The 20,422-nt window shown below is 73.1% G+C and carries 20 protein-coding genes; 8 read left to right on the forward strand and 12 right to left on the reverse strand.

All coding sequences use genetic code 11. The features are described from left to right. Positions 1-7 precede the first annotated feature (7 nt). On the forward strand, positions 8-1,369 hold the full coding sequence (locus tag BLV02_RS09875) for a class II 3-deoxy-7-phosphoheptulonate synthase (RefSeq protein ID WP_245737721.1): 1,362 nt from the start codon (positions 8-10) through the stop codon (positions 1,367-1,369). On the opposite strand, the gene BLV02_RS09880 is transcribed toward BLV02_RS09875, so the two are convergent. Both BLV02_RS09880 and BLV02_RS09885 read right to left on the reverse strand, forming a co-directional pair. Continuing rightward, entirely contained in the window at positions 1,366-1,959 is a 594-nt protein-coding gene (locus BLV02_RS09880) for a VOC family protein (RefSeq protein WP_069115301.1), read from the reverse strand. The genes BLV02_RS09875 and BLV02_RS09880 overlap by 4 nt on opposite strands. Positions 1,960-1,992: 33 nt before the next feature. Then, positions 1,993-2,334 (reverse strand): VOC family protein, encoded by a 342-nt coding sequence (locus BLV02_RS09885; protein ID WP_069115302.1) that lies wholly within the window; start codon positions 2,332-2,334, stop codon positions 1,993-1,995. A 115-nt stretch (positions 2,335-2,449) separates the two neighbouring features. On the opposite strand from BLV02_RS09885, the gene BLV02_RS09890 reads away from it, so the two are divergent. Beyond that, a complete protein-coding gene (locus tag BLV02_RS09890; protein WP_069115303.1) occupies positions 2,450-5,230 on the forward strand; it encodes an ATP-binding protein in 2,781 nt (926 codons plus the stop codon). Here BLV02_RS09890 and BLV02_RS09895 read toward each other — a convergent pair. The 6 genes from BLV02_RS09895 to BLV02_RS09920 form a co-directional block, all read right to left on the reverse strand. Further along, positions 5,227-5,742 (reverse strand): NADPH-dependent FMN reductase, encoded by a 516-nt coding sequence (locus tag BLV02_RS09895; RefSeq protein WP_069115304.1) that lies wholly within the window; start codon positions 5,740-5,742, stop codon positions 5,227-5,229. The two genes, BLV02_RS09890 and BLV02_RS09895, sit on opposite strands and share 4 nt — an antisense overlap. Beyond that, positions 5,739-6,740: a sulfate/molybdate ABC transporter ATP-binding protein gene (locus BLV02_RS09900; RefSeq protein WP_069115305.1), complete on the reverse strand. Its 1,002-nt coding sequence runs from the start codon at positions 6,738-6,740 to the stop codon at positions 5,739-5,741. Before BLV02_RS09900 ends, BLV02_RS09895 begins: the two co-directional genes overlap by 4 nt. Further along, positions 6,737-7,549 carry a sulfate ABC transporter permease gene (locus BLV02_RS09905; protein WP_069115306.1) on the reverse strand — a complete coding sequence of 271 codons (813 nt, stop codon included), beginning with the start codon at positions 7,547-7,549 and terminating at the stop codon, positions 6,737-6,739. The genes BLV02_RS09900 and BLV02_RS09905 overlap by 4 nt, the downstream gene beginning before the upstream one ends. After that, positions 7,542-8,327 (reverse strand): sulfate ABC transporter permease subunit CysT, encoded by a 786-nt coding sequence (cysT, locus tag BLV02_RS09910; protein WP_218133500.1) that lies wholly within the window; start codon positions 8,325-8,327, stop codon positions 7,542-7,544. The genes BLV02_RS09905 and cysT overlap by 8 nt, the downstream gene beginning before the upstream one ends. Before the next feature lie 5 nt (positions 8,328-8,332). Next, positions 8,333-9,364 carry a sulfate ABC transporter substrate-binding protein gene (locus BLV02_RS09915; RefSeq protein WP_069115308.1) on the reverse strand — a complete coding sequence of 344 codons (1,032 nt, stop codon included), beginning with the start codon at positions 9,362-9,364 and terminating at the stop codon, positions 8,333-8,335. A 102-nt stretch (positions 9,365-9,466) separates the two neighbouring features. Next, positions 9,467-9,793 (reverse strand): winged helix-turn-helix domain-containing protein, encoded by a 327-nt coding sequence (locus tag BLV02_RS09920; protein ID WP_069115309.1) that lies wholly within the window; start codon positions 9,791-9,793, stop codon positions 9,467-9,469. 197 nt (positions 9,794-9,990) lie between these two features. On the opposite strand from BLV02_RS09920, the gene BLV02_RS09925 reads away from it, so the two are divergent. Further along, positions 9,991-11,013, forward strand: a complete 1,023-nt coding sequence (locus tag BLV02_RS09925; protein ID WP_069115310.1) for a threonine aldolase family protein — start codon at positions 9,991-9,993, stop codon at positions 11,011-11,013. 166 nt (positions 11,014-11,179) lie between these two features. Next, positions 11,180-12,088, forward strand: a complete 909-nt coding sequence (locus BLV02_RS09930; RefSeq protein ID WP_069115311.1) for a sulfite exporter TauE/SafE family protein — start codon at positions 11,180-11,182, stop codon at positions 12,086-12,088. Between the two features lie 166 nt (positions 12,089-12,254). Here the strand turns inward: BLV02_RS09930 and aroF are convergent, their stop codons facing one another. The 3 genes from aroF to pknB form a co-directional block, all read right to left on the reverse strand. Continuing rightward, entirely contained in the window at positions 12,255-13,310 is a 1,056-nt protein-coding gene (aroF, locus tag BLV02_RS09935) for a 3-deoxy-7-phosphoheptulonate synthase (RefSeq protein WP_069115312.1), read from the reverse strand. 119 nt (positions 13,311-13,429) lie between these two features. Beyond that, a complete protein-coding gene (locus tag BLV02_RS09940) occupies positions 13,430-14,302 on the reverse strand; it encodes a deoxyribonuclease IV (protein WP_069115313.1) in 873 nt (290 codons plus the stop codon). Positions 14,303-14,329: 27 nt separating this feature from the next. Beyond that, positions 14,330-16,459, reverse strand: a complete 2,130-nt coding sequence (gene pknB, locus BLV02_RS09945; RefSeq protein WP_069115314.1) for a Stk1 family PASTA domain-containing Ser/Thr kinase — start codon at positions 16,457-16,459, stop codon at positions 14,330-14,332. A gap of 180 nt (positions 16,460-16,639) precedes the next feature. Between pknB and BLV02_RS36435 the strand changes: the two genes are divergently transcribed. Together BLV02_RS36435 and BLV02_RS09955 are read left to right on the forward strand one after the other, a co-directional pair. Then, a complete protein-coding gene (locus BLV02_RS36435; RefSeq protein WP_171906919.1) occupies positions 16,640-17,227 on the forward strand; it encodes an SseB family protein in 588 nt (195 codons plus the stop codon). Between the two features lie 237 nt (positions 17,228-17,464). Then, positions 17,465-18,364, forward strand: coding sequence for an IS982 family transposase (locus BLV02_RS09955; RefSeq protein WP_074946149.1), 900 nt, complete (start codon positions 17,465-17,467; stop codon positions 18,362-18,364). A 541-nt stretch (positions 18,365-18,905) separates the two neighbouring features. Here BLV02_RS09955 and BLV02_RS09960 read toward each other — a convergent pair. After that, the gene (locus tag BLV02_RS09960; RefSeq protein ID WP_069115460.1) at positions 18,906-19,253 is read right to left on the reverse strand and encodes a DUF1844 domain-containing protein; all 348 of its coding nucleotides are present in this window, start codon (positions 19,251-19,253) and stop codon (positions 18,906-18,908) included. Between the two features lie 226 nt (positions 19,254-19,479). Between BLV02_RS09960 and infC the strand changes: the two genes are divergently transcribed. Both infC and rpmI read left to right on the forward strand, forming a co-directional pair. Next, complete coding sequence (infC, locus tag BLV02_RS09965) at positions 19,480-20,199, forward strand: translation initiation factor IF-3 (protein WP_069115459.1); 720 nt, start codon at positions 19,480-19,482, stop codon at positions 20,197-20,199. Positions 20,200-20,218: 19 nt separating this feature from the next. Continuing rightward, complete coding sequence (rpmI, locus tag BLV02_RS09970; protein ID WP_069115458.1) at positions 20,219-20,413, forward strand: 50S ribosomal protein L35; 195 nt, start codon at positions 20,219-20,221, stop codon at positions 20,411-20,413. The last annotated feature ends 9 nt before the right edge of the window (positions 20,414-20,422 follow it).

Consider the following 20,422-nt stretch of genomic DNA (forward strand, 5'->3'; position numbering starts at 1 on the left):
GTCAGGTGTGAACTCCCCGGAGGACCTTGCGCTGTACACCGAGCTGACTGAGGCGGTCGGCGCGCTGCCGGCCGGCCAGCAGCCCGAGTGGCCCGACCCCGCCGCCGTCCACGACGCCGTCGCGCAGCTGCGCGCCATGCCGCCGCTGGTGTTCGCCGGCGAGTGCGACGTGCTGCGCGAGCGGCTGGCCGCCGTGTCCCGCGGCGAGGCGTTCGTCCTGCAGGGCGGCGACTGCGCCGAGACCTTCGCCGGGGTCAGCGCCGACAACGTGCGCAACAAGCTCAAGACGCTCCTGCAGATGGCGGTCGTGCTCACCTACGCCGCCAGCGTCCCGGTCGTGAAGATCGCCCGGCTGGCCGGCCAGTACGCGAAGCCGCGGTCGAAGTCCACCGAGACCCGCGACGGCGTCACGCTGCCCGCCTTCCGCGGCGACATCGTCAACGACTTCGAGTTCACGCCCGGCGCGCGGGTGCCCGACCCGCACCGCATGGTGCGCGCCTACCACGCGTCGTCGGCCACGCTGAACCTCACCCGCGCGTTCGTCGGCGGCGGGTTCGCCGACCTCCACCAGGTGCACGCCTGGAACACCGACTTCGTCCGCACGTCGCCGGCCGGGCAGCGCTACGAGCGACTCGCGCGGCGGCTCGACCAGGCGCTGAAGTTCATGCGCGCCATCGAGATCGACACCGACCAGCTGCGCACCGTCGAGCTGTACTCCAGCCACGAGGCGCTGCTGCTCGACTACGAGCTGGCGCTGACCCGCGTCGACTCCCGCACCGGCGCGCCCTACGACGTGTCCGGCCACTACGTGTGGATCGGCGAGCGGACCCGCCAGCTCGACGGCGCCCACCTGGAGTTCGCGGCGCGCATCCGCAACCCCATCGGCGTCAAGGTCGGCCCCACCACCACGCCCGACCAGCTGCTGGCGCTGGCCGAGAAGCTCGACCCGCAGCGCGAGCCGGGCCGCCTGACGTTCGTCACCCGCATGGGCGCCGGGAAGATCCGCGAGGCGCTGCCGGCGCTGGTCCAGAAGGCGGCAGCCGACGGCCTGGTCGCGTCCTGGATCTGCGACCCGATGCACGGCAACACCTACGAGGCCGCCAGCGGCCACAAGACCCGCCGCTTCGACGACGTCGTCGACGAAGTGCGCGGCTTCTTCGAAGTGCACCGTGCGCTGGGCACCCACCCCGGCGGCATCCACGTCGAGCTCACCGGCGACGACGTCACCGAGTGCGTCGGCGGCGGCGACCCCATCGCCGAGGACGGCCTGGGCAGCCGCTACGAGACCGTCTGCGACCCGCGGCTCAACCGCACGCAGTCGCTGGAGCTGGCCTTCCTCGTCGCGGAGCTGCTCGAGTCCTCGAACTAGGACTCCCACCGGAACCCGTCGGGGTCGGTGAAGGCGCCGTCCGCACCGCCGATGACGACGCCGTGCGCGTCGGAGCCGTCCGGGTCGACGCCGGCGACCTTGGCCAGCGACTTGCGCCGGTTGAGGGTCAGCGTGACGGCGCCGGTGTCGAACTCGACGTACTTGCGGCCGAAGCTCTTCGCGACGGTGAAGCCGTGGTCCGCGTAGAACTGCCGGCTCGCGGCCACGTCGTCGACGCCCAGCTGGAGCACGACGTCGTCGACCTGCCGGGTGGCCGGGCCGGTGTCCTTCTTCGACGACGACGCGAACGTCACGATCGTCCCGTCCGGGGCCGTCACGACCCCGCCGTAGCCCCACAGCGACTTCGAGGCGGGCTTCAGCACGGTGGCGCCGGCTTCGACGGCGGCGGCGACGAGCGCGTCGACGGTGCTCGGCTGGGACGCGACGAGCGACAGCGTGAACCCGCTGAAGCCGGTCGCCGGCGCGCCGGACCGGACCCGGACCCGCTCTTCCAGGCCGAGTGACGCGTAGAAGCCGGCGGCGGCCGCGGGGTCGGCCACCTCGAGGGTGACGTGGTCGATGGTGGTCATGATGGGTTTCCTTCGGTTGTGGGGTTCGGGTGGTCAGCGCTGGAGGAAGCCGAGCAGATTGCCGCTGGCGTCCTCGACGACGGCGGCCAGCTGCCCGGCGCCGACGTCCTTGACGTCCTGACGGACGCGCCAGCCGGCCTCGACCGCCCGGCGCAGGGCCGCGGCGGCGTCGGCCACGTGGCAGTAGCCGACGGGGCCGGTCATGCCGTGGCCGTGGCCGTTCGGGTCCAGCCCGATCTCCTGGTCGCCGACCCGGAACCCGACGTAGTAGGGCTCGTCGGCGTAGGGCGGCACGCCCAGGACGCTCCCGTAGAGCGCCCGGGCTCGGCCCAGGTCGCGGACCGGGACGATGATGGTCTTGATGCCGTGGCTCACGGCTGCCTCCTCGGTGGATCGGGCCTGCCGAACCAGCCTCCCGCCGGGCCGGGTGCGCTCGCATCCGTGCCGAGCACGGGTCTGGTCACGGAGCCCGTACGGAATACTGGGCGAGGTGTCGAAGCAGGCGGCCACCACGGCCATCTCGGCGCGCGAGGCCGAGGTCCTGGCGCTGGTCGGCGACCACCGCAGCAACGCCGAGATCGCCGCGCAGCTGGTCATCTCGGTGCGCACGGTCGAGACCCACGTGTCGTCGCTGCTGCGCAAGCTCGGGGCGCCCGACCGCCGGGCGCTGGCCGCGCTCGCGGCCGAGGCCGCCCACGCCGAGCGGACCAGCCAGGCGCTGGCCGGGCTCCCGGCGCCGCTGAACCCGTTCATCGGCCGCGACGAGGAACGCCGTGAGCTGCGCGCGGCCGTCGGCGCGCACCGTCAGGTCAGCGCCGTCGGACCGGGCGGCGTCGGCAAGACCCGGCTGGCGCTGGCCGTCGCAGCCGGCCTCGCCGCCGACTTCGCCGACGGCGTGTGGTTCGTCGACCTCGTGCCGGTCACCGATCCCGCGATGGTCGGCTCCGCCGTGGCGGCCGCCCTCGGCGTCGGCGAGCAGCAGGGCCGCGGCATCGACGATTCGGTGACGGCCGCCCTGGCCGACCGGCGCGCCCTGCTGGTGCTGGACAACTGCGAGCACCTGCCCGGCGGCGTGGCCCCGTTCGTCGAACGGCTACTGGCGCGCTGCCCGTCGGTGCACGTGCTGACCACCAGCCGGGCCCGGCTCTCGGTGCCGTTCGAACGCGTCTACTCGGTGCCGCCGCTGTCGCTGGACGGCGACTCCGACGCCGTCGCCCTGTTCGCCGACCGTGCCGCGGCCGTGGGCTGGACCGTCGAGGCTGCGGACCTGGACCAGGTCGCCGACGTGTGCCGCAAGCTCGACGGGGTGGCGCTGGCCATCGAGCTGGCCGCCGCCCGCCTGCCCGCGCTGGGGTTCGACGGGCTGGCCGCGGGGCTCTCCGATCACCTGCGGCTGCTGGTCGGCGGCTACCGGGCCGACGACCGGCACCGTTCGGTGCGGGCCGTGCTGGACTGGAGCCAGGCGCTGCTGGCCGAGCCCGACCTCGCGTTGCTGCGGCGGGTCTCGGTGTTCGTCGCACCGTTCACCGCCGCGGCCGCCGAGACTGTGGCCGGGTTCGCTCCGCTCGAGGCCGGCGAGGTCGTCGACGGGCTGGCCCGGCTGGCCGACCAGCACCTGCTGAGCGTCACGGCGTCGGCCGGGGCCACCCGGTACCGGACGGCGGAGACCATCCGCCAGTACGGCGCCGAACGGCTCGCCGCGTCCGGCGACGAGGACGCCACCCGGACCCGGCAGCTGCGCTGGTGCCTGGCCGTGGCCGGGGAGTTGGCCGCCGACCCGGCGCCGCTGACCGGTGACTGGCGGGCCCGGTTCGACGCGGTCGCCGACGACCTGCGCGCCACCCTCGGCTGGGCGGCGCGGGACGCCGGACCGCGGGCCGGCGCGCACCCGCTGGCCCTGCTGCTGGCCCGGCTGGCCTTCACCCGCAACCTGCTCGGCGAGTCCCAGCTGCGCTACGAGCAGGCGGCGGCGCTCGCCGACGACCCGGCCGCGCTGCGATCGGCCGCGAGTGTCGCCGCGTGCCGGGCGCTCGGCGACGACACCTACCGTCTCTGGCAGGCCGCCGGCGACGCCGCGCTCGCCGCCGGCGACTCGGCGGCCGCGGCCCGTGACCTCGCCACGGCCGCCACCACGTCGTACCGGAAGGCCGCGACGTTCGCCCGGCGGCCCGCGCGCGACGAGCCGGCCGCGCTGCTCGTTCGGGCCCGCGAGCTGGCCGGCGACGACCCCGCCGCGCTGGCCGCCGTGGCCCTGGCCGAGTGCGACGCGCTCGGCTACGCGTTCTTCGCCGAACGGGACCGGCCCGCGCCGTCGGCCGCCGAGCTGACCGCGCTGGCCGAACGCGCGGTCGAGCTGGCCCGCCGGCTCGGCGACCCGCTGGCCGAGAGCGCCGCCCTGCAGGCGCTGACCGCCGCGCAGCGCCGGGCCGGCGACACCGTCGCCGCCGCGGCCACCGCTGACCGCCGCGTCGCCCGGCTCGACGCGGTCCCGGTCACGCCCGCCGCCACCGACGAGCTGATCGACGCGCTCCAGATCGCCACGGCGACCAGCATCGGCGTCGGCGACCTGCCGGCGGCGCGACGGCAAGGGCGGCAGCTGCGCGACCTGCCGCCGCTGGCCGAGACCGGCCACGTCGCCACGTCCCGGCTGATCATGGCCGACGCCCTCGCCGGCCACGGCACTGACGTCATCGCCGCGGCCGGCCGGTTCCTCGACGGCTGGACCCGGGCCGGCCGGCCACCGGGCCGCGGCTTCGGGCCGGTCGCCGCGGGCGTGGCGATGATCCACGGGCTGCGCGGCGACGCCGCCGCCCGGGCCGAGTGGCTGGCCGTCCTCGACCAGCTGGGCGTGACCGCCGAGGACCGGGCCGGCTACAGCCCCGTCTTCGACGCGATCGTCCTGCTGCACGACGGCCGGGCCGGCGCCGCGTTCGACCTGCTCGACCCCGGCGACGGGGAGCCGGGCCCGTGGCGCACCGGGATCCTGCTGCACTGGCACGCCGCGCTGGCCGCCGAGGCAGCGGTGCTGGCCGGCCGGGCCGACGCCGCCGGCCGGCTGGCCGCCGCCCGCCCCGTCGTCGACGGCAATCCGGTCGCCGGCGCGCTGCTGGACCGCGCCGCCGCCCTCGTCGACGACGACCCCGAGCGCCTGCTCGCCACCGCCGCCGCATTCGAGGCGGCTGGCTGCCCCTACCAGCAGGCCAGGACGCTCCTCCTCGCCGGCGCGGCGCCGGCCGGGGACGCCGTCCTGGCCGAGCTCGGCCTCGCCTAAACGGCGGCCAGGGCGCCGGCCGTCGCGGCCAGGACGGGGCCGTGGCCGGTGGCCCAGCGCTCGGCCAGCGCCAGCAGGTCCGGCAGCTCCCGCTCCTCCACCACGAACGACGGCACCGGCAGGGTGGCGCCCAGCTCGGCGAGGACGGGGCGCAGCTGCAGGTCGGCGACGAACCGGTGGGTCGGCGCGGCGGCCACTGTCACGGGCACGGCGACGGTCCCGCGCAGCGCGCCGCCGGGCAGCCGGTCGAGGAACGCCTTGAGCAGCCCGGTGTAGCTGGCCTTGTACGTCGGTGTGGCCACGACCAGCACCGACGCCTCGGCCGCCACGGCGAGCGCCGACTCTCCGTCGGACGCCAGGTCGCCCAGCCACTGCCCGCCGAACCCGGCCAGGTCGAAGACCGGGCCCTCCGGCAGGCCGGCACGGGCGGCGACGGCCGACGACAGCGCCGTCGCCACCCCCAGCGTGCGCGACCCCGGCCGCGGGTTGCCGACCACTGTCACGATGCTCATCTCGCGGGAACCTCCAGACCCGATCGAACGACAGAACCCCGCACCGGCACGACGGGCGCACCGGGCACCACCCGCACGGACACCGTCGCGCCGACGCCGATGCCCAGGCGCAGGAACTCGGTGCGGGTCAGGGTGGCCAGCACGACCTGGTCGCCGGTGCTGATCTCGACCCGCACCTCGAAGCCGACCCGCACCACTCGCGCGACCCGCCCGGCGACCGCGTCCGGGTCGTCCGCGCCCGGCGCCAGTGCGACGTCGTGCGGACGGACCAGCAGGTCGCCCAGCTGCGTCACCGGCCCGAGGAAGCGCATGACGAAGTCGTTGGCCGGCTCGTCGTAGAGCTGGTCGGGGGTGCCGATCTGCTCCACCCGGCCCTCGTTGACCACGACGATCTCGTCCGCCACCTCCAGCGCCTCCTCCTGGTCGTGCGTGACGAAGACGGTGGTGACGTGCACCTCGTCATGCAGCCGGCGCAGCCATTCGCGCAGCTCCTTGCGGACCTTCGCGTCCAGCGCGCCGAACGGCTCGTCCAGCAGCAGCACCTTCGGCTCGACGGCGAGCGCGCGGGCCAGCGCCATGCGCTGGCGCTGGCCGCCGGACAGCTGCGCCGGCAGCCGCTCGGCGAACTGCTCCAGGTGCACCAGCGCCAGCAGCTCGTCCACCCGGCGGCGGATCTCGTCCTTCGGCCGCTTGCGGATCTCCAGCCCGAACGCGATGTTGCGCCGCACGGTGAGGTGCTTGAACGCGGCGTAGTGCTGGAAGACGAAACCGACGCCGCGCTTGCGGGCCGGCAGCGCGGTGGCGTCCAGGCCCTCGATGCCGACGGCGCCGGCGTCGGCGTACTCCAGCCCGGCGATGATCCGCAGCAGCGTCGACTTGCCGCCGCCGGACGGGCCGAGCAGCGCGGTGAGCTGACCGGACGGGATGCTGACGGAGACGTCCTCCAGCGCCACGAAGTCGCCGAAGCGCTTGGTCACGCCGGTGATCTCGATGCTCAACGGGGATCCTCCTTCGGCCGGATGACGGACACGACGACGATGCAGGCGACGGCGACCAGCGCGAGCAGGAACGCGGTGGCGTAGGCGCCGCCCTGATCGAAGTTCAGGTACTTCTCCTCGACGACGAGCGTGGCGGTGCGGGTCTCGCCGAGGACGTTGCCGGAGACGACCTTGACAGCGCCGAACTCGCCCAGCGACCGCGCCAGGCTGAGCACCACGCCGTACGTGACGCCCCAGCGGATCGCCGGCAGCGTGATGCGGCGGAACGTCTGCGCGGCCGTCGCGCCGAGGCTCTGCGCCGCCTGCTCCTGCTCGGTGCCGATCTCCTCGAGGACGGGCACCACCTCGCGGATCACCAGTGGCAACGCGACGAACGTCGTCGCCAGCACGATGCCCGGCGTGGAGAAGATCACCTGCAGCCCGGCGGACTCCAGCGCCGGCCCGAACCAGCCGGACCGCCCGCCGTAGACCAGCACCAGTGCCAGCCCGACCACGATCGGCGACACCGACAGAGGCACGTCCAGCAGCGCGTTCAGCAGCCGCTTCCCGGGGAACGCGTAGCGCACGACGAGCAGCGAGATGCCGACCCCGAACACCGTGTTCAGCACGACCGAGATGACCGCGACGACGACGGTGAGCCGCAGCGCGTGCACGACGTCGGGGTCGTCGACGATGCCGCGCAGGTGGTCCAGCCCGCCGTCGAAGGTGTGCTGCGCGACCAGCCACAGCGGCCACGCGACCAGCAGCACCAGGTACGCCGTCACGATGGCGCGGGCGGCCCACCGGCCGGGCCCGCGGCCCCTACCCACGGCGGCCCACCCGGCGCTGGATGACGTCGAGCGCGACGATCACCGCGAACGAGACCGCCAGCAGCACCGTCGCCACCGCCGCGGCGTTGGCGAGGTTGTCGTTCTCGATGCTGCTGAGGATCCGCACCGACGTCACCTCCGTCTGCATCGGCAGGTTGCCCGACAGCAGCACCAGCGAGCCGTACTCGCTGACGCCGCGGGCGAACGAGAGCGCCGCGCCGGCCGCGATGGCCGGGGCCAGCGCCGGCAGGATGATCCGGCGGAACGTCGTGAGCCTCGACGCGCCCAGCGAGGCCGCCGCCTCCTCGACCTCCCGGTCCAGCTCGGCCAGCACCGGCTGCACCGTCCGGACCACGAACGGCAGCGTCACGAACAGGAAGGCCAGGAACACCGCGGCCCGGGTGTTCGCGACGTCCAGGCCGAGCGGGCTGTCCGGCCCGTACAGCGACAGCAGCACCAGCCCGGCGACGATCGTCGGCAGCGCGAACGGCACGTCGATGAGCACCTCGAGCGCGCGCTGCCCGGGGAACCGGTCGCGCACCAGGACCCACGCGATCAGCGTCCCCATCACCACGTTCACGATGGTGACCAGCAGCGCCGTCCCGACCGTGAGCCGGATCGCCGCGGCCGTCTGCTCGTTCGTCACCGCCCGCCAGAACCCGTCCCACCCGCCGGCGGCGGCCGTCGCGACGACCGCCGCCAGCGGGATCAGCACCAGCAGGCTGAACCAGAGCAGGGCGACGCCCAGCCCCAGCCCGGACCCGCGGGTGAGCCGCACTGAGCTCACTGCGCCTTCCCGGACTCGGCGATGATCCGGGTGATGATGCCGTTCTCCTCGTCGAAGAACTTGTCGGACAGCGCGCTCCAGCTCTCGAAGTCGTTCTCGACGGTGAGCAGGTGCGCGGGCGCCGGGAACGGGTCGTCCGGGTCCAGCGCGCCCTCGACGCCGCTGGTGTCGACGCCGTCGATGATCGGACGGAAGCCCTTCAGCGCGAACTGGCGCTGGCCGGCCTCGCTGAGCACGAAGTCCAGCCATTCCTGCGCCTTCGGGTCGGCGTCGCTGAGCACCGCGCCCGGGTTCTCGATGAGGAGGGTGGTCTCGGGGATGACCCAGTCCAGCTCCTCGCCGTTCTGGGTGGCGAGGATCGCCTCGTTCTCGTAGGCCAGCAGCACGTCGCCGGTGCCACCGAGGAAGCTGGTGGTGGCGTCGCGGCCGCTGTTGGGCAGCGCGACGACGTTCGCGAACACCTGGCGGAGGAACTCCTCGGCCTCGGCGTCGGTGCCGCCGTTCGCCGCGACGTGCCCCCAGGCGGCCAGCGCGTTCCAGCGGGCCGCGCCGGACGACGCCGGGTTCGGCGTGACGATCTCGACGCCCGGCTGCACGATGTCGTCCCAGTCCTGGATGTTCTCCGGGTTGCCGGGCCGGACCGCCAGCACGACCACCGACGACGACACCACGCCCTTCGTCGGGCCGTCGTCCCAGGTCTCGTCCACCAGGCCGGCGTCGACCAGCCGGGTGACGTCGCTGGTGACGGAGAAGTGGACGTAGTCGGCCTCGAGGCCGGACTCGACCGCCCGGCTCTGGTCGCCGGAGGCGCCGTAAGAGCTGCGGAAGCGCACGCCGGCGCCCTCGTCGGTCTGGCTCCACTCCTCGGCGATCGCGACGTTGGCCGCCTCGGGGACCGCGAAGCCCACGATCGACAGCGTCGTCTCCTCGCCCGACGCCGCGTCGGCGTCGTCGCCCCCGCAGGCCGCGAGCACCAGGCCGCCGGTGAGGACGATCGCGGTCGCCGCTGCTCTGGTTCGGGTGTTCATGAGTGTGGTGCCCCTCGGATCGGTCGGATCATAGTAATCACGGTGGATTAGTGGACAATAGAGCGAGTCTCGCATGTCGAGCGAGATTTGCCCAGATAGTGGTCAGTCCAGCCGGTAGCCGTGGCCGCGGAGCGTGCGGATCCGCCGTCCGTGCCGGCCGAGCTTCACCCGCAACCGCCTGATGTGGACGTCGACGGTGCGGCTGCCGGCCTGCGTGCCCAGCGGCCAGACCTGGCCGATCAGCTCGGGCCGGGTGATCGCGCGGCGCTGGTTCTCGATCAGGTAGGCGAGCAGCTCGAACTCGCGGAACGTCAGCGCCACCGCCCACCCGTCGACCACGGCGATCCGGGCGGCGTGGTCGAGGTGGAACCCCGGCTGCGCGAGGGCGATGGGCGCCTCGCCGGTGTCAGCGGGATGCGACAAGGACATGGGTGACTCCCGGGGGATGGGCCGAACGAGGTGCGGGGGTGCGGGAGTCAGTGACAGAGCTGGCTGGCGACGCGCATCAGATCGACGGCGCGTCGCTGGGTGAGCAGCAGCCTGGGCACGTCCCCTAATTTCCTATGGGCCTTGTGGGAAAGCAACCGGCCATCCGCATCGTGGGAACCGCGCTCTAGAGTGGCGACGTGATCGACCTGCGCAGTGACACTGTCACCCGGCCCACCGCCGCCATGCTGGCCGCGATGTCCACCGCCGAGACCGGCGACGACGTCTACGCGGAGGACCCCACCGTGCGTGCGCTCGAGGAGCGGGTCGCCGGGCTGCTCGGGCACGAGGCCGGCCTGTTCACCGTCAGCGGGTCGCTGGCGAACGTGCTGGGGGTGCGGTCGCTGGTCGCGCCGGGGCAGGAACTGCTGTGCGAAGAGCGGGCGCACGTCGTCCGCGCCGAGCTGGGCGCCCATGCCGTCACGCAGGGCGTCACCACGCGCACCTGGGCCGACCCCCGCGGCCACGTCGACCTCGACGCCGTCCGCCGCCTCATGACGCCCGACGCGGGGCCGTACCTGGTGTCGACGGCGGCGGTCGCGGTCGAGAACACCCACAACTTCGCCGGCGGCACGGTGCAGCCGCTGGACTCGCTGCGTGCGCTGCGGTCGCTGGTCGACCCGGTCGGGGTGCGGCTGCACCTCGACGGCGCGCGGCTCTGGAACGCGCATGTCGCGACCGGCGTGCCGCTGGCCGACTACGGCCGCCTCTTCGACACCGTCGCCGTCTGCCTGTCCAAGGGTCTGGGCGCGCCGGTCGGTTCGGTCCTGGCCGGGCCGGCGGCGGCGATCGCGGAGGCGCGGGTGTGGCGCAAGCGGCTCGGGGCCGGCTGGCGGCAGGCCGGCGTGCTCGCGGCCGCCGGCCTCCACGCCCTCGACCACCACGTCGACCGCCTGGCCGACGACCACGCGAACGCCCGCCTCATCGCCGAGGCCGTGGCGACCGTCGACCCCGCCGCGGTGGACCTCTCCGCCGTCGAGACCAACGTCGTCATCCTCGACGTGGGTGACCGGGCGGCGGCCCTCGTGGCGGCGGCGGCCGACGCCGGCATCCTCACCGGCACTGTCGGCCCCGGCCTCGTGCGGCTCATCACCCACCTCGACGTCAGCGCCGAGGACGCCAAACGAGCGGCCGGCGTCCTGTCCGACCTGCTCCGCGACTGACGCCCACGCGCTGCCCGTCGGCGGCATCCCGGAGCGTTCGAGCGGGGGTCCCTGCGCCTGCGCCCGTCCGCACTGCGAGACGTCGCCGTCCATCTGTTGACCACATTCCCGACCTAGGCGACTATTCCTATAGTTCTGACGGGTTAGGTGGTTGGGAGGCAGCCGGGTGCGTACCCTCGTCCTGCTGGGCTTGGTCGGTTTCGCCGCCCAGCTCGTCGACGGCAGCCTCGGCATGGCGTACGGCGTCACCTCCAGCACGCTGCTGCTCGCCGTCACGGCGAATCCCGCGGCGGCGTCGGCCACCGTCCACCTGGCTGAGATCGGCACCACGCTGGTCTCCGGCCTGTCGCATTGGCGGTTCGGCAACGTCGACTGGAAGGTCGTCGCGAAGATCGGGGTGCCCGGCGCCGTCGGCGCGTTCGCCGGCGCGACGTTCCTGTCGAGCCTGTCCACCGAGGCCGCCGCGCCGGTGATGTCGCTGATCCTGCTGACGCTCGGCGTCTACCTGCTGGTGCGGTTCACGCTGCGCGGCCTGCCCGTCCGCCGCGACCCGAAGCCGCTCGGCCGCCGGTTCCTCACGCCGCTCGGACTGGTCGCCGGGTTCGTCGACTCGACCGGCGGCGGTGGCTGGGGCCCGGTCGGCACGCCGGCGATCCTGGCCAGCGGCCGCATGGAGCCGCGGAAGGTGATCGGCTCCATCGACACCAGCGAGTTCCTCGTGGCGGTGGCGGCGAGCGTGGGCTTCCTGATCGGCCTCGGCACCGAGAACATCGACTTCGCGTGGGTGGGCGTGCTGCTGGCCGGCGGCGTGCTCGCCGCGCCGATCGCGGCGTGGCTGGTGCGCATCGTCCCGCCGCGGGTGCTCGGCTCGGCCGTCGGCGGCATGATCGTGCTGACGAACGGCCGCACCATCCTGCGCAGCGACTGGGTCGACGCGCCGGGCGGGGTGCGGGCCGTGGTGTACGTGGTGGTCGCGATGGTGTGGGCGGCCGCGCTGGCCTACTCGATCCGCGCGCACCTGCGCCAGCAGCGGGCGGCCGCCGCCGGCGAGCCCGAACTCGTCAGGGTCGGCTGAGGGCCTAGGGTGTGCCTCCCGGGTCCGTGGCCTACTGCGCGGCGTCCAGGCGGCGCCTCGCTGCGTTCTCGTCAGTCGCCATAGGCACCGCTATGACTCCCTCCTCGGCCTTGCGAGGCATCCACCTGGACGCCGCTCGCTACGGCCGAGACCCGGGAGTCACACCCTAGAGCCCGACGGGGGAGGGGTCGCCCAGCCGTCGCCCCGCCGCCGGGATGAGCCGCCGCAGCGTCGACGCGAGCTCGCGGACGTCGGCGCCGGCCAGCGCCTGCGGGCCGTCGCACAGCGCCGCCTCGGGATCGGGGTGGACGTCGACGAGGATGCCGTCGGCGCCGACCGCGATGGCCGCCCGCGACAGCGGCAGCACGAGGTCGCGCCGACCGGCCGAATGGGACGGGTCGACGATGACCGGCAGGTGCGAGAGCCGCTGCACGATGGGCACCGCCGCGATGTCGAGCGTCGTCGCCGTGGCGGTCTCGAAGGTGCGGATGCCGCGCTCGCACAGCACGATGTCGAGGTTGCCGCGCTGGGCGACGTACTCGGCGGCCATGAGCCACTCGTCGACGGTGGCCTGGATGCCGCGCTTGAGCAGCACCGGCTTGCCGGCCCGGCCGACCGCCTGCAGCAGCGCGGTGTTCTGCATGTTGCGCGCGCCCACCTGCAGCATGTCGGCGTACCCGCAGACGAGGTCGACGTCGCCGGGGTCGATGACCTCGGTGACGACGGGCAGACCGGTGACCTCGCGGACCTCGGCCAGGATGTGCAGGCCGACCTTGCCCAGGCCCTGGAACTCGCGCGGCGCGGCCCGCGGCTTGAACGCGCCGCCGCGCAGCATGGTGGCGCCGGCGGCCTTGGCCATCTCGGCCGCCTCGAGCGTCTGCTCCAGCGACTCGACGGCGCACGGCCCGGCGATCAGCGTGAAGGTGTCGGGGCCGATGAGGACCGGGCGCGCACCGGTGCCACTGCCCACGACGACGGTGCTGCGGGCTGGCTGGTGGTCGACGCTGACCAGCTTGTACGGCGTGGAGATGGCGATGACGTCGGCCACCCCGGGCAGGCCGCGCAGGTTGAGTGCGCGGAAGTCGTCGACGTCGCCGACGAGGCCGATGATAGTGCGCTGGACACCGCGGCTGACGAACGCCTCGCCGCCGATGGTGCGGACGCGCGCCACGACGGCGTCGATCTGTTCCGGTGTCGCTTCGGGCGACATCACGACCACCATGACGCAACCTCCCGCCTCGTCCCCAGACTCGAAAGTAGGGCACCGAAAGCCTAGTTCGGCAGGGTTGTCCGGGGAGTAAGACAGTTGGTCACAATCAGGTCACTTGACATCTCATGTTGTTATTTCCGGGAACTCGGCTGTAATTCCTTCAGCATCGAAAGATCTTCGGCATAAGCCGGTGGGCCGCCCGGCGTCTCCAGCACCACTGGCAATCCGGCGACCGATTTGTGGTGCAGCAGTTCGCCGAACGCGGCGGCGCCGATGTGCCCCTTGCCGATGCGCTGGTGACGGTCGCGGAACGAGCCGCAGCCGTCCATCGAGTCGTTCGCGTGGACGGCCGCCAGCCGGTCCGCGCCGGCGACGTCGGCGAACCGGTCCAGCATCGCCGTCATGCCGCCCGACGCCGCGAGGTCGTGGCCGGCCGCGTACAAATGGCAGGTGTCGAGGCAGACCCGCGCCCGCGGATGGTGGTCGAGCGCGCCGAGGTACGGCTCGAGGTCGTCGATCGTCGCGCACAGCGACTGGCCCTGGCCGGCGGTCGGCTCGAGCAGCAGCTCCGGCCCGCCGGGCGCGCCGTCGAGCTCGTCCAGCAGCGGCAGCAGCAGCTCGCGGACCTGCTGCAACGCGTCGTCGCGGTTCCCCGCCGTCACGCAGGAGCCGGTGTGGACGACGACGCCGGCGGCGCCGACGTCGCGGGCCCGGCGCAGCGAGTGGGCCAGCGCGGCGGCCGAGCGGCGCGCGGTCTCGGGCACCGGGCTGCCGAGGTTGACCAGGTACGCGGCGTGCACGAGCACCGTCAGGCCGTGCTCGGCCGCGGCGGCGCGGAAGGCGTCGTCGGTGGCCGGGTCGCCGGGCGTCATGGCCCAGCCGCGCGGGTTGCCGAGGAACACCTGCACCGACGACGCGCCCATGGCGGCGGCCCGCTCGGGGACGGTGGCCGGCTTCCCGGCCGCGGGGAGGTGGGTGCCCAGCAGGGCGAGCGCGTCGGTCACGTGCGTCCTCGGTCGGCCGGAGCCGGGTCAGAAGTAGATGATGCGGACGGTCGAGCCGCGCGGCAGTCGCTCACCGGCCGCGGGCTCCTGGTTCTGGACGCGGTCGCCGCGGCCGTTGCTGCCGAACTCGGGGAAGAGGTCGACCGCCTCGGGTACGAAGCCCGCCTCGCGGAGGATTTCCTCGGCCTTTTCCACTCTTTCGCCGCGCACATTCGGAACTTCGATCAATTCCGGCCCGGACGAGACGACGATCGTGATCTCGTCGTTACGGAAACCGCTGCCGGTGGCGGGGTCCTGCGAGATGACCACGCCGGCCTCGACGTCCTCGGAGGTCTGTTCCTGCCGGTTGACGGTGAAGCCGGCCTCGGCGAGCGCGGCCTGCGCCTCTTCGCCGGAACGGCCGGTGAAGTCCTCGATCTCCAGCGGCTGCGGACCCCGGCTGACGGTGACGACGACCTCGGTGTCGCGGCGCACCTGCTCGCCCGGCTCGATGCTCTGGGTCAGGATCAGCCCGGCCTCCACCTCGTCGTGGTAGACCTCGTCCTCGACGCGGACCGTCATCGACAGCGGCGCCGCCAGCTCGTTCGCTTGGTCGACGGTCTGCCCGACCAGCTCCGGGACCTCGTAGCGTTCCGGGCCGAGCGACAGCACGTAGGTGATCTCGGCGCCGCCGAGCAGCCGTTCCCCGGGCGCCGGTTCGGTGCTCACGACCTGTCCGGCCTCGACCGACTCGGAGTACTGCTCGCCGCCGTTGACCGCGTTGAACCCGGAGTCGTCGGCGCGCGCCTCGGCCTGCTCGGCGGTGAGGCCGAGCAGCGACGGCGTCGAGTCCCACCGTCCCGACCCGTACCACCACGCCGCCGTCGCGACGCCGATGGCCAGCAGCAGGACGAACAGGAACAGGTACAGGCCGCGGCGGCCGCGGGCCTGCTCGGTGCGGCGGTGGCTGCTGGTGCGAGCGCGCGCCTCGGCCTGCCGGGCGGCCCGCGAGCCGGTCGGCGCGGCGGCGACGGCCGCTTCCTCGCCGGTGTCGTCCTCGGTGAACCGGATCGACAGCGGTGCGTCGATGAGGCGCGTCGAGCCCGGATGGCTGTCCTCGCCGGCCCAGCGGTCCTCGGCGGTCGCGTCGCCGGGCTCGTCCGCGTCGTCGTCGGGCCGGCTCGGCTCGTCCGGCTCGTCCGCCTCGGCCCGTCCGACCTGGCCGGCCAGCACGGTGCCGGCCAGCGCCTCGTCGAGGGTGACGCCGGCGGAGTCGCGCGGCTCGGCGTGCGCCGCGGTGAGCTCGGGGTCGTCGTCGGGCTCGGGCAGCGGGGCGCCGACGATGGCCGCGCGGGTGGAGCGGATGGCGTTGAGGAACGCGCTGGCGTCGGCGTAGCGCTCCATCGGCTCGCGCGCCGTGGCCGTCAGCACGAGGTCGTCGACGGCGCGCGGCAGCGGGACCGCCTCGGACGGCGGCGGGACGTCGTCGTCGATGTGGCTGCGGACCACCACGAAGTCCGTCGGGCCCTCGTGCGGTGTCTTCCCGGTGAGCAGCTCGTAGAGCATGATGCCGGCGGAGTAGACGTCCGAGCGCGGCGTGGCCCGCTCGCCGAGCGCCTGCTCGGGGGAGATGTAGCTGACGGTGCCCAGCAGGCCGCGGGTCGTCTTCGACGAGCTGCTGTTGGCCCGGGCCAGCCCGAAGTCGGCGACCTTCACCCGTCCGTCGTTGCCGACCAGCACGTTCTCGGGCTTGACGTCACGGTGGACGATGCCGGCCCGGTGCGCCGAGGCCAGCGCCGACAGCACCGACTCGGCCACCTCGAGCGCGAGGTCGGCGCCCAGCCGCCCCCGCTCGTGCAGGACGTCGCGCAGCGTGCGGCCGTGGATGTACTCCATGGCCAGGTACACGGCGCCGTCGTCCTCGCCCTGGTCGAACACGTTGACGACGTTGGGGTCGGACAGCTGCGCGACGGCCCTGGCCTCGCCGATGAACCGGGCCACGAAGTCGTCGTCGGCGGCCAGCTCCGCGTGCATGATCTTCAGCGCGACGGGGCGGTCCAGCCGGGTGTCCGTGGCCTTGTAGACCGTGGCCATTCCGCCGCGGGCGACGAGCGCCTCGATCCGGTAGCGTCCGTCGAGGAGACGGCCCACCGGTGCGTCGGAGACGGAGAGGTCCACGGGGGGAGTGTACGTTCACCGGAGGACCTGAGCCGATCGACACGGTCGGCCCATCCGACCCGCCCGATACGTCGCCGCTCGTGGGCGTGCGTCCGATATGTCGTTATTAGGGGCATTGCTGCGGACCAATACCGCCACTCGGATGGCGCTGGGCGCGTGGGCGGGCTAGGGTCGCCGCCCGTGACCGCTGTGCCCCGACGCCGCGTGCCGTCCACGCCCTTCGGCGATGACGACGGCGCGGCCGACCCTCGCATCGTGGCCGCGCTGGCCGCGTACGAGCGGGGCGAGGGCGGCTCCGCCGACGTGCTCGCGGCGCTGGCGGCGGGCCGGCTGCTGATCCCCGTGGTCGCGGTCGCCGAGTCGGTCGACGCCACGGGCGCGGAGAAGGAGACCGCCATGGCGACGGTCCTCACCACCGGCCGCGACGGCCGCCGCGGGCTGCTCGCCTTCACCTGCGTCGAGTCGCTGCACCGCTGGAACCCCGAGGCCCGCCCGTCCCCGGTGCCGACCCGCAGCGCCGCCGAGGCCGCCCTCGCCGACGGCGCCGAAGCCCTCGTCATCGACCTCGCCGGCCCCGTCATGTTCGCCGTCGACGCTGCCGACCTTCGGTCCCTCGCCTCCGGCTGGCGTCCGCTCGGCCCCTGGCCCGGCGTCGGCCAGGCCGATCCGGCGGTGGCCGCCGCCCGTGCCGACACCGGTGACGGCAGCGGCGCCGGCAGCGTCTGGCGCCGCGTCCGCCGCCGGGTCCGGCGCGCCCTGATCGGCTGACCCCGCTCCGCCTGCTGCCCGCCAGTGGTCGCCCGCGTCATGTCAGGATGGATCGCCGATGATCACCGGCGGCCGTCGGCCCGCCGACGCCGTCGTCGCGGCTGTCGCGGTAGTCGTGCGCGGCGTTGTCGGTGCCCGCCCGTAGGGTGGGCACCCTCCCTAGATGAGTGAGTCCTATTGATCTTGTGGGTGTGTCGCTGTCGATAGACATGGGTGGAGGGCGTCGAGGATCAGTGTGTGAGCAATGATCTTGACGCCCTCCTGACCGCACTCTATGTCCATGTCGAGGATCGTGTCTTCCCGGTGTTGGGGTGGTCGCGTGATCACCGGCCGGGCCGCAAGCCGGGGCTGTCCGACGGTGAACTGATCACCCTGGCGGTGGCGCAGCAGCTGCTCGGCGTGGCGTCGGAACGGCGGTGGGTCCGGTTTGCGCGCGCCCGGCTGGGCGGACTGTTCCCCTACCTGCCCGGCCAGTCTGGATACGGCAAACGACTCCGGTCCTTGGGAGGGCTGCTCGCCGCGGTCATCACCGAACTGGCCCGGGACACGCCGTCCTGGCACGACGATCTGCGGCTGCTGGATTCCACCCCGCTGCCGTGCGCGGCGTCGCGGGAGACGGTGAAGCGCTCGGACCTGGCCGGGCACGCCGGTTACGGCTACTGCGCCAGTCACTCGCGGTTCTTCTGGGGATTCCGGCTCTACCTGGTCACCACCGCCGAGGGCATGCCGATCATCTGGGGTCTGGCCAACCCCAAGATCGGCGAACGCGACGCCGCCCGGGCGCTCCTCGACCACGACCACCACCTCGTCGCGTCCGGGCAGGTCATCCTCGCCGACAAAGGGTTCGCCGGGCGCGACTTCGACCAGTTCGTCACCAGCCTGGGCGCGCACCTGATCCGGCCCGACCGCAAAGACGAACCGACCAGACGGGGCAAACTGGCCCGGGTCCGCCAATGGATCGAAGCCGTCTTCGACACCCTGAAAGGTCAGCTCACCCTCGAGGAACACGGCGCCCGCACCCTGAACGGAGTCCACGCCCGCATCGCCGCACGACTACTCGCCCTCGCCACCGCGATCTGGCACAACTGGCACACCGGCACCCAAGCCAAACGATCCCTGATCGCCTACGACCACTAACGATCAATCGGACTCACTCATCTAGGGGGGCGGGTCATACCTACCCCAACGTGCGTTTGCGAAGCGATCCGCGCCACTTCCGCGCCCGTCGCCGGTCCTCGGCCAGATGCCGGCGCTCGCATCATGATCGTCCAAGTTTTGGGGCGCTATCACGACCCAAAACTTGGATGATCATGGAGCGCCAGCGGCCAGCGAACACCAAGCCGAGCGGAGCCGGTCGCCACATCCGAAGCGGCCAGTGAGCGGCCAGCGGACCGGGACCAACAGCGGAGTCGGTAGCCGAACCCCACCCAGCGAGGGCGAGAGGCCAGCGGACCCGCACCTCAGCAGAGGTGAGAGCCGGGCCCATCTTTCGGCCGGCCCCCTGACGCTGCTTGAACGGGGGCGCGGGCGGCCGGGTCAAGCGGTCCGCCGCCGCGCGAAGCGCCCCAATAGAGGTCCGCTTGAGGCGGCCACCCGCGCCCCCGACCATCGAGAGCAGCAGGGGGCAGGCCCACGCGGCAGACCCAGCCAACCCGAGCCCGGTGAACCCCGGACAGGCCTACGAGTACACCGGCCCCGTGTACTTCTCCCCAGGCCCCTCGCCAACGGCGTCAGGCATCGGCGACGTCTCGCGGAAGGCCAGCTGCAGCGTCTTCAACCCGTCCCGCAACGGCCCCGCGTGGTGCGTCCCCAGCGACGGGGCGGCGGCGGTGATGAGGCCGGCGAGCGCCTCGATCAGCGACCGCGCCTCGTCGAGATCGCGGTGCTCCGGGAGGTCCTCGGCCAGTCCGAGATGGACGGCGGCGGCGCTCATGAGGTGGACGGCGGCCGTGGAGATGACCTCGACGGCGGGAACGTCGGCGATGTCGCGGCTGGCGTCAGCGGCGATGTGATCGGGCGTGCTCATTCATGGTAGGCTCTCACACCGACCGGACCGTCTGACTCGAACCCTCGAGTGGGGCGGCCAGCAAGCGGAGTCCGCTCCCACCCGCAACGATCGCACAGATCGTCGGGTTCCCTGGTCAGGGCGTCCATTGGGCGCCCTTGTGGTCGTGGCTCAGGAATGTGCCGCGACGCCGATGGGTTTGGCCTCTGCGATGCACGTTCGCGGAGGCCATTCGTGTTTCCGCGGCGTGGTCGAGGCACCACCCCGTCGAATTCAGGAGGAAGGCATCAGCGCAGAGCCCCGCATCAACGACCGGATCCGCGTTTCGGAGGTCCGGCTCGTCGGCCCCAACGGTGAGCAGGTCGGCATCGTCCGCATCGAGGATGCGCTCCGGCTTGCGGCGGAGGCCGATCTCGACCTGGTCGAGGTCGCGCCCGGCGCCCGGCCGCCGGTGGCCAAGCTCATGGACTACGGCAAGTTCAAGTACGAGTCCGCCATGAAGGAGCGCGCGGCTCGCCGGAACCAGTCGCACGTCCTGATCAAGGAGCAGAAGCTCCGCCCCAAGATCGACAAGCACGACTACGAGACCAAGAAGCGCGCGGTCGAGCGCTTCCTGGCCGAGGGTGACAAGGTCAAGGTCACCATCATGTTCCGCGGCCGTGAGCAGTCGCGTCCGGAGTTGGGCTTCCGGCTGCTGCAGCGCCTGGCCGAGGACGTCAACGAGCTTGGCTTCGTCGAATCGTCGCCGAAGCAGGACGGCCGCAACATGATCATGGTGCTGGGGCCGCATCGCAAGAAGGCCGACGCCAAGGCCGAGAAGGAAGCGGCGAAGGTCGAGCGGCAGGCACAGCGGCACGCCGACGAGGAGGCCGAGAAGGCCGAGCGCGCGGCGAGCCGGGCAGCGGCCGAGGCCGAGAAGGCCGAGCGGGGAGAGGCCGTCCGGCCGACCCCCGACAACGAAGACTGACGAGGAGACAGACGGCGCCATGCCGAAGAACAAGACGCACAGCGGCACGAGCAAGCGGTTCCGGATCACCGGAAGCGGGAAGGTGCTGCGCCAGAAGGCGAACCGTCGCCACTACCTGGAGCACAAGCCGTCCACCCTGACGCGGAAGCTCGCCGGCACCACCGAGGTGTCCAAGGCCGACGCGCCCCGCATCAAGAAGCTGCTCGGCAAGTAAGCGGCGACC

The sequence above is a fragment of the Jiangella alba genome, assembly GCF_900106035.1.
Taxonomy (GTDB): domain Bacteria; phylum Actinomycetota; class Actinomycetes; order Jiangellales; family Jiangellaceae; genus Jiangella; species Jiangella alba.

Excerpts from the sequence above, each read along its gene's own strand:
- aroF (WP_069115312.1), bottom strand. The coding sequence starts at position 13,310 with ATGGTGGTCGTGATGTCGCCCGAAGCGACACCGGAACAGATCGACGCC.
- BLV02_RS09915 (WP_069115308.1), bottom strand. The coding sequence starts at position 9,364 with ATGAACACCCGAACCAGAGCAGCGGCGACCGCGATCGTCCTCACCGGC.
- BLV02_RS09960 (WP_069115460.1), bottom strand. The coding sequence starts at position 19,253 with ATGAGCACGCCCGATCACATCGCCGCTGACGCCAGCCGCGACATCGCC.
- BLV02_RS09895 (WP_069115304.1), bottom strand. The coding sequence starts at position 5,742 with ATGAGCATCGTGACAGTGGTCGGCAACCCGCGGCCGGGGTCGCGCACG.
- rpmI (WP_069115458.1), top strand. The coding sequence starts at position 20,219 with ATGCCGAAGAACAAGACGCACAGCGGCACGAGCAAGCGGTTCCGGATC.
- BLV02_RS09880 (WP_069115301.1), bottom strand. The coding sequence starts at position 1,959 with ATGACCACCATCGACCACGTCACCCTCGAGGTGGCCGACCCCGCGGCC.
- BLV02_RS09920 (WP_069115309.1), bottom strand. The coding sequence starts at position 9,793 with ATGTCCTTGTCGCATCCCGCTGACACCGGCGAGGCGCCCATCGCCCTC.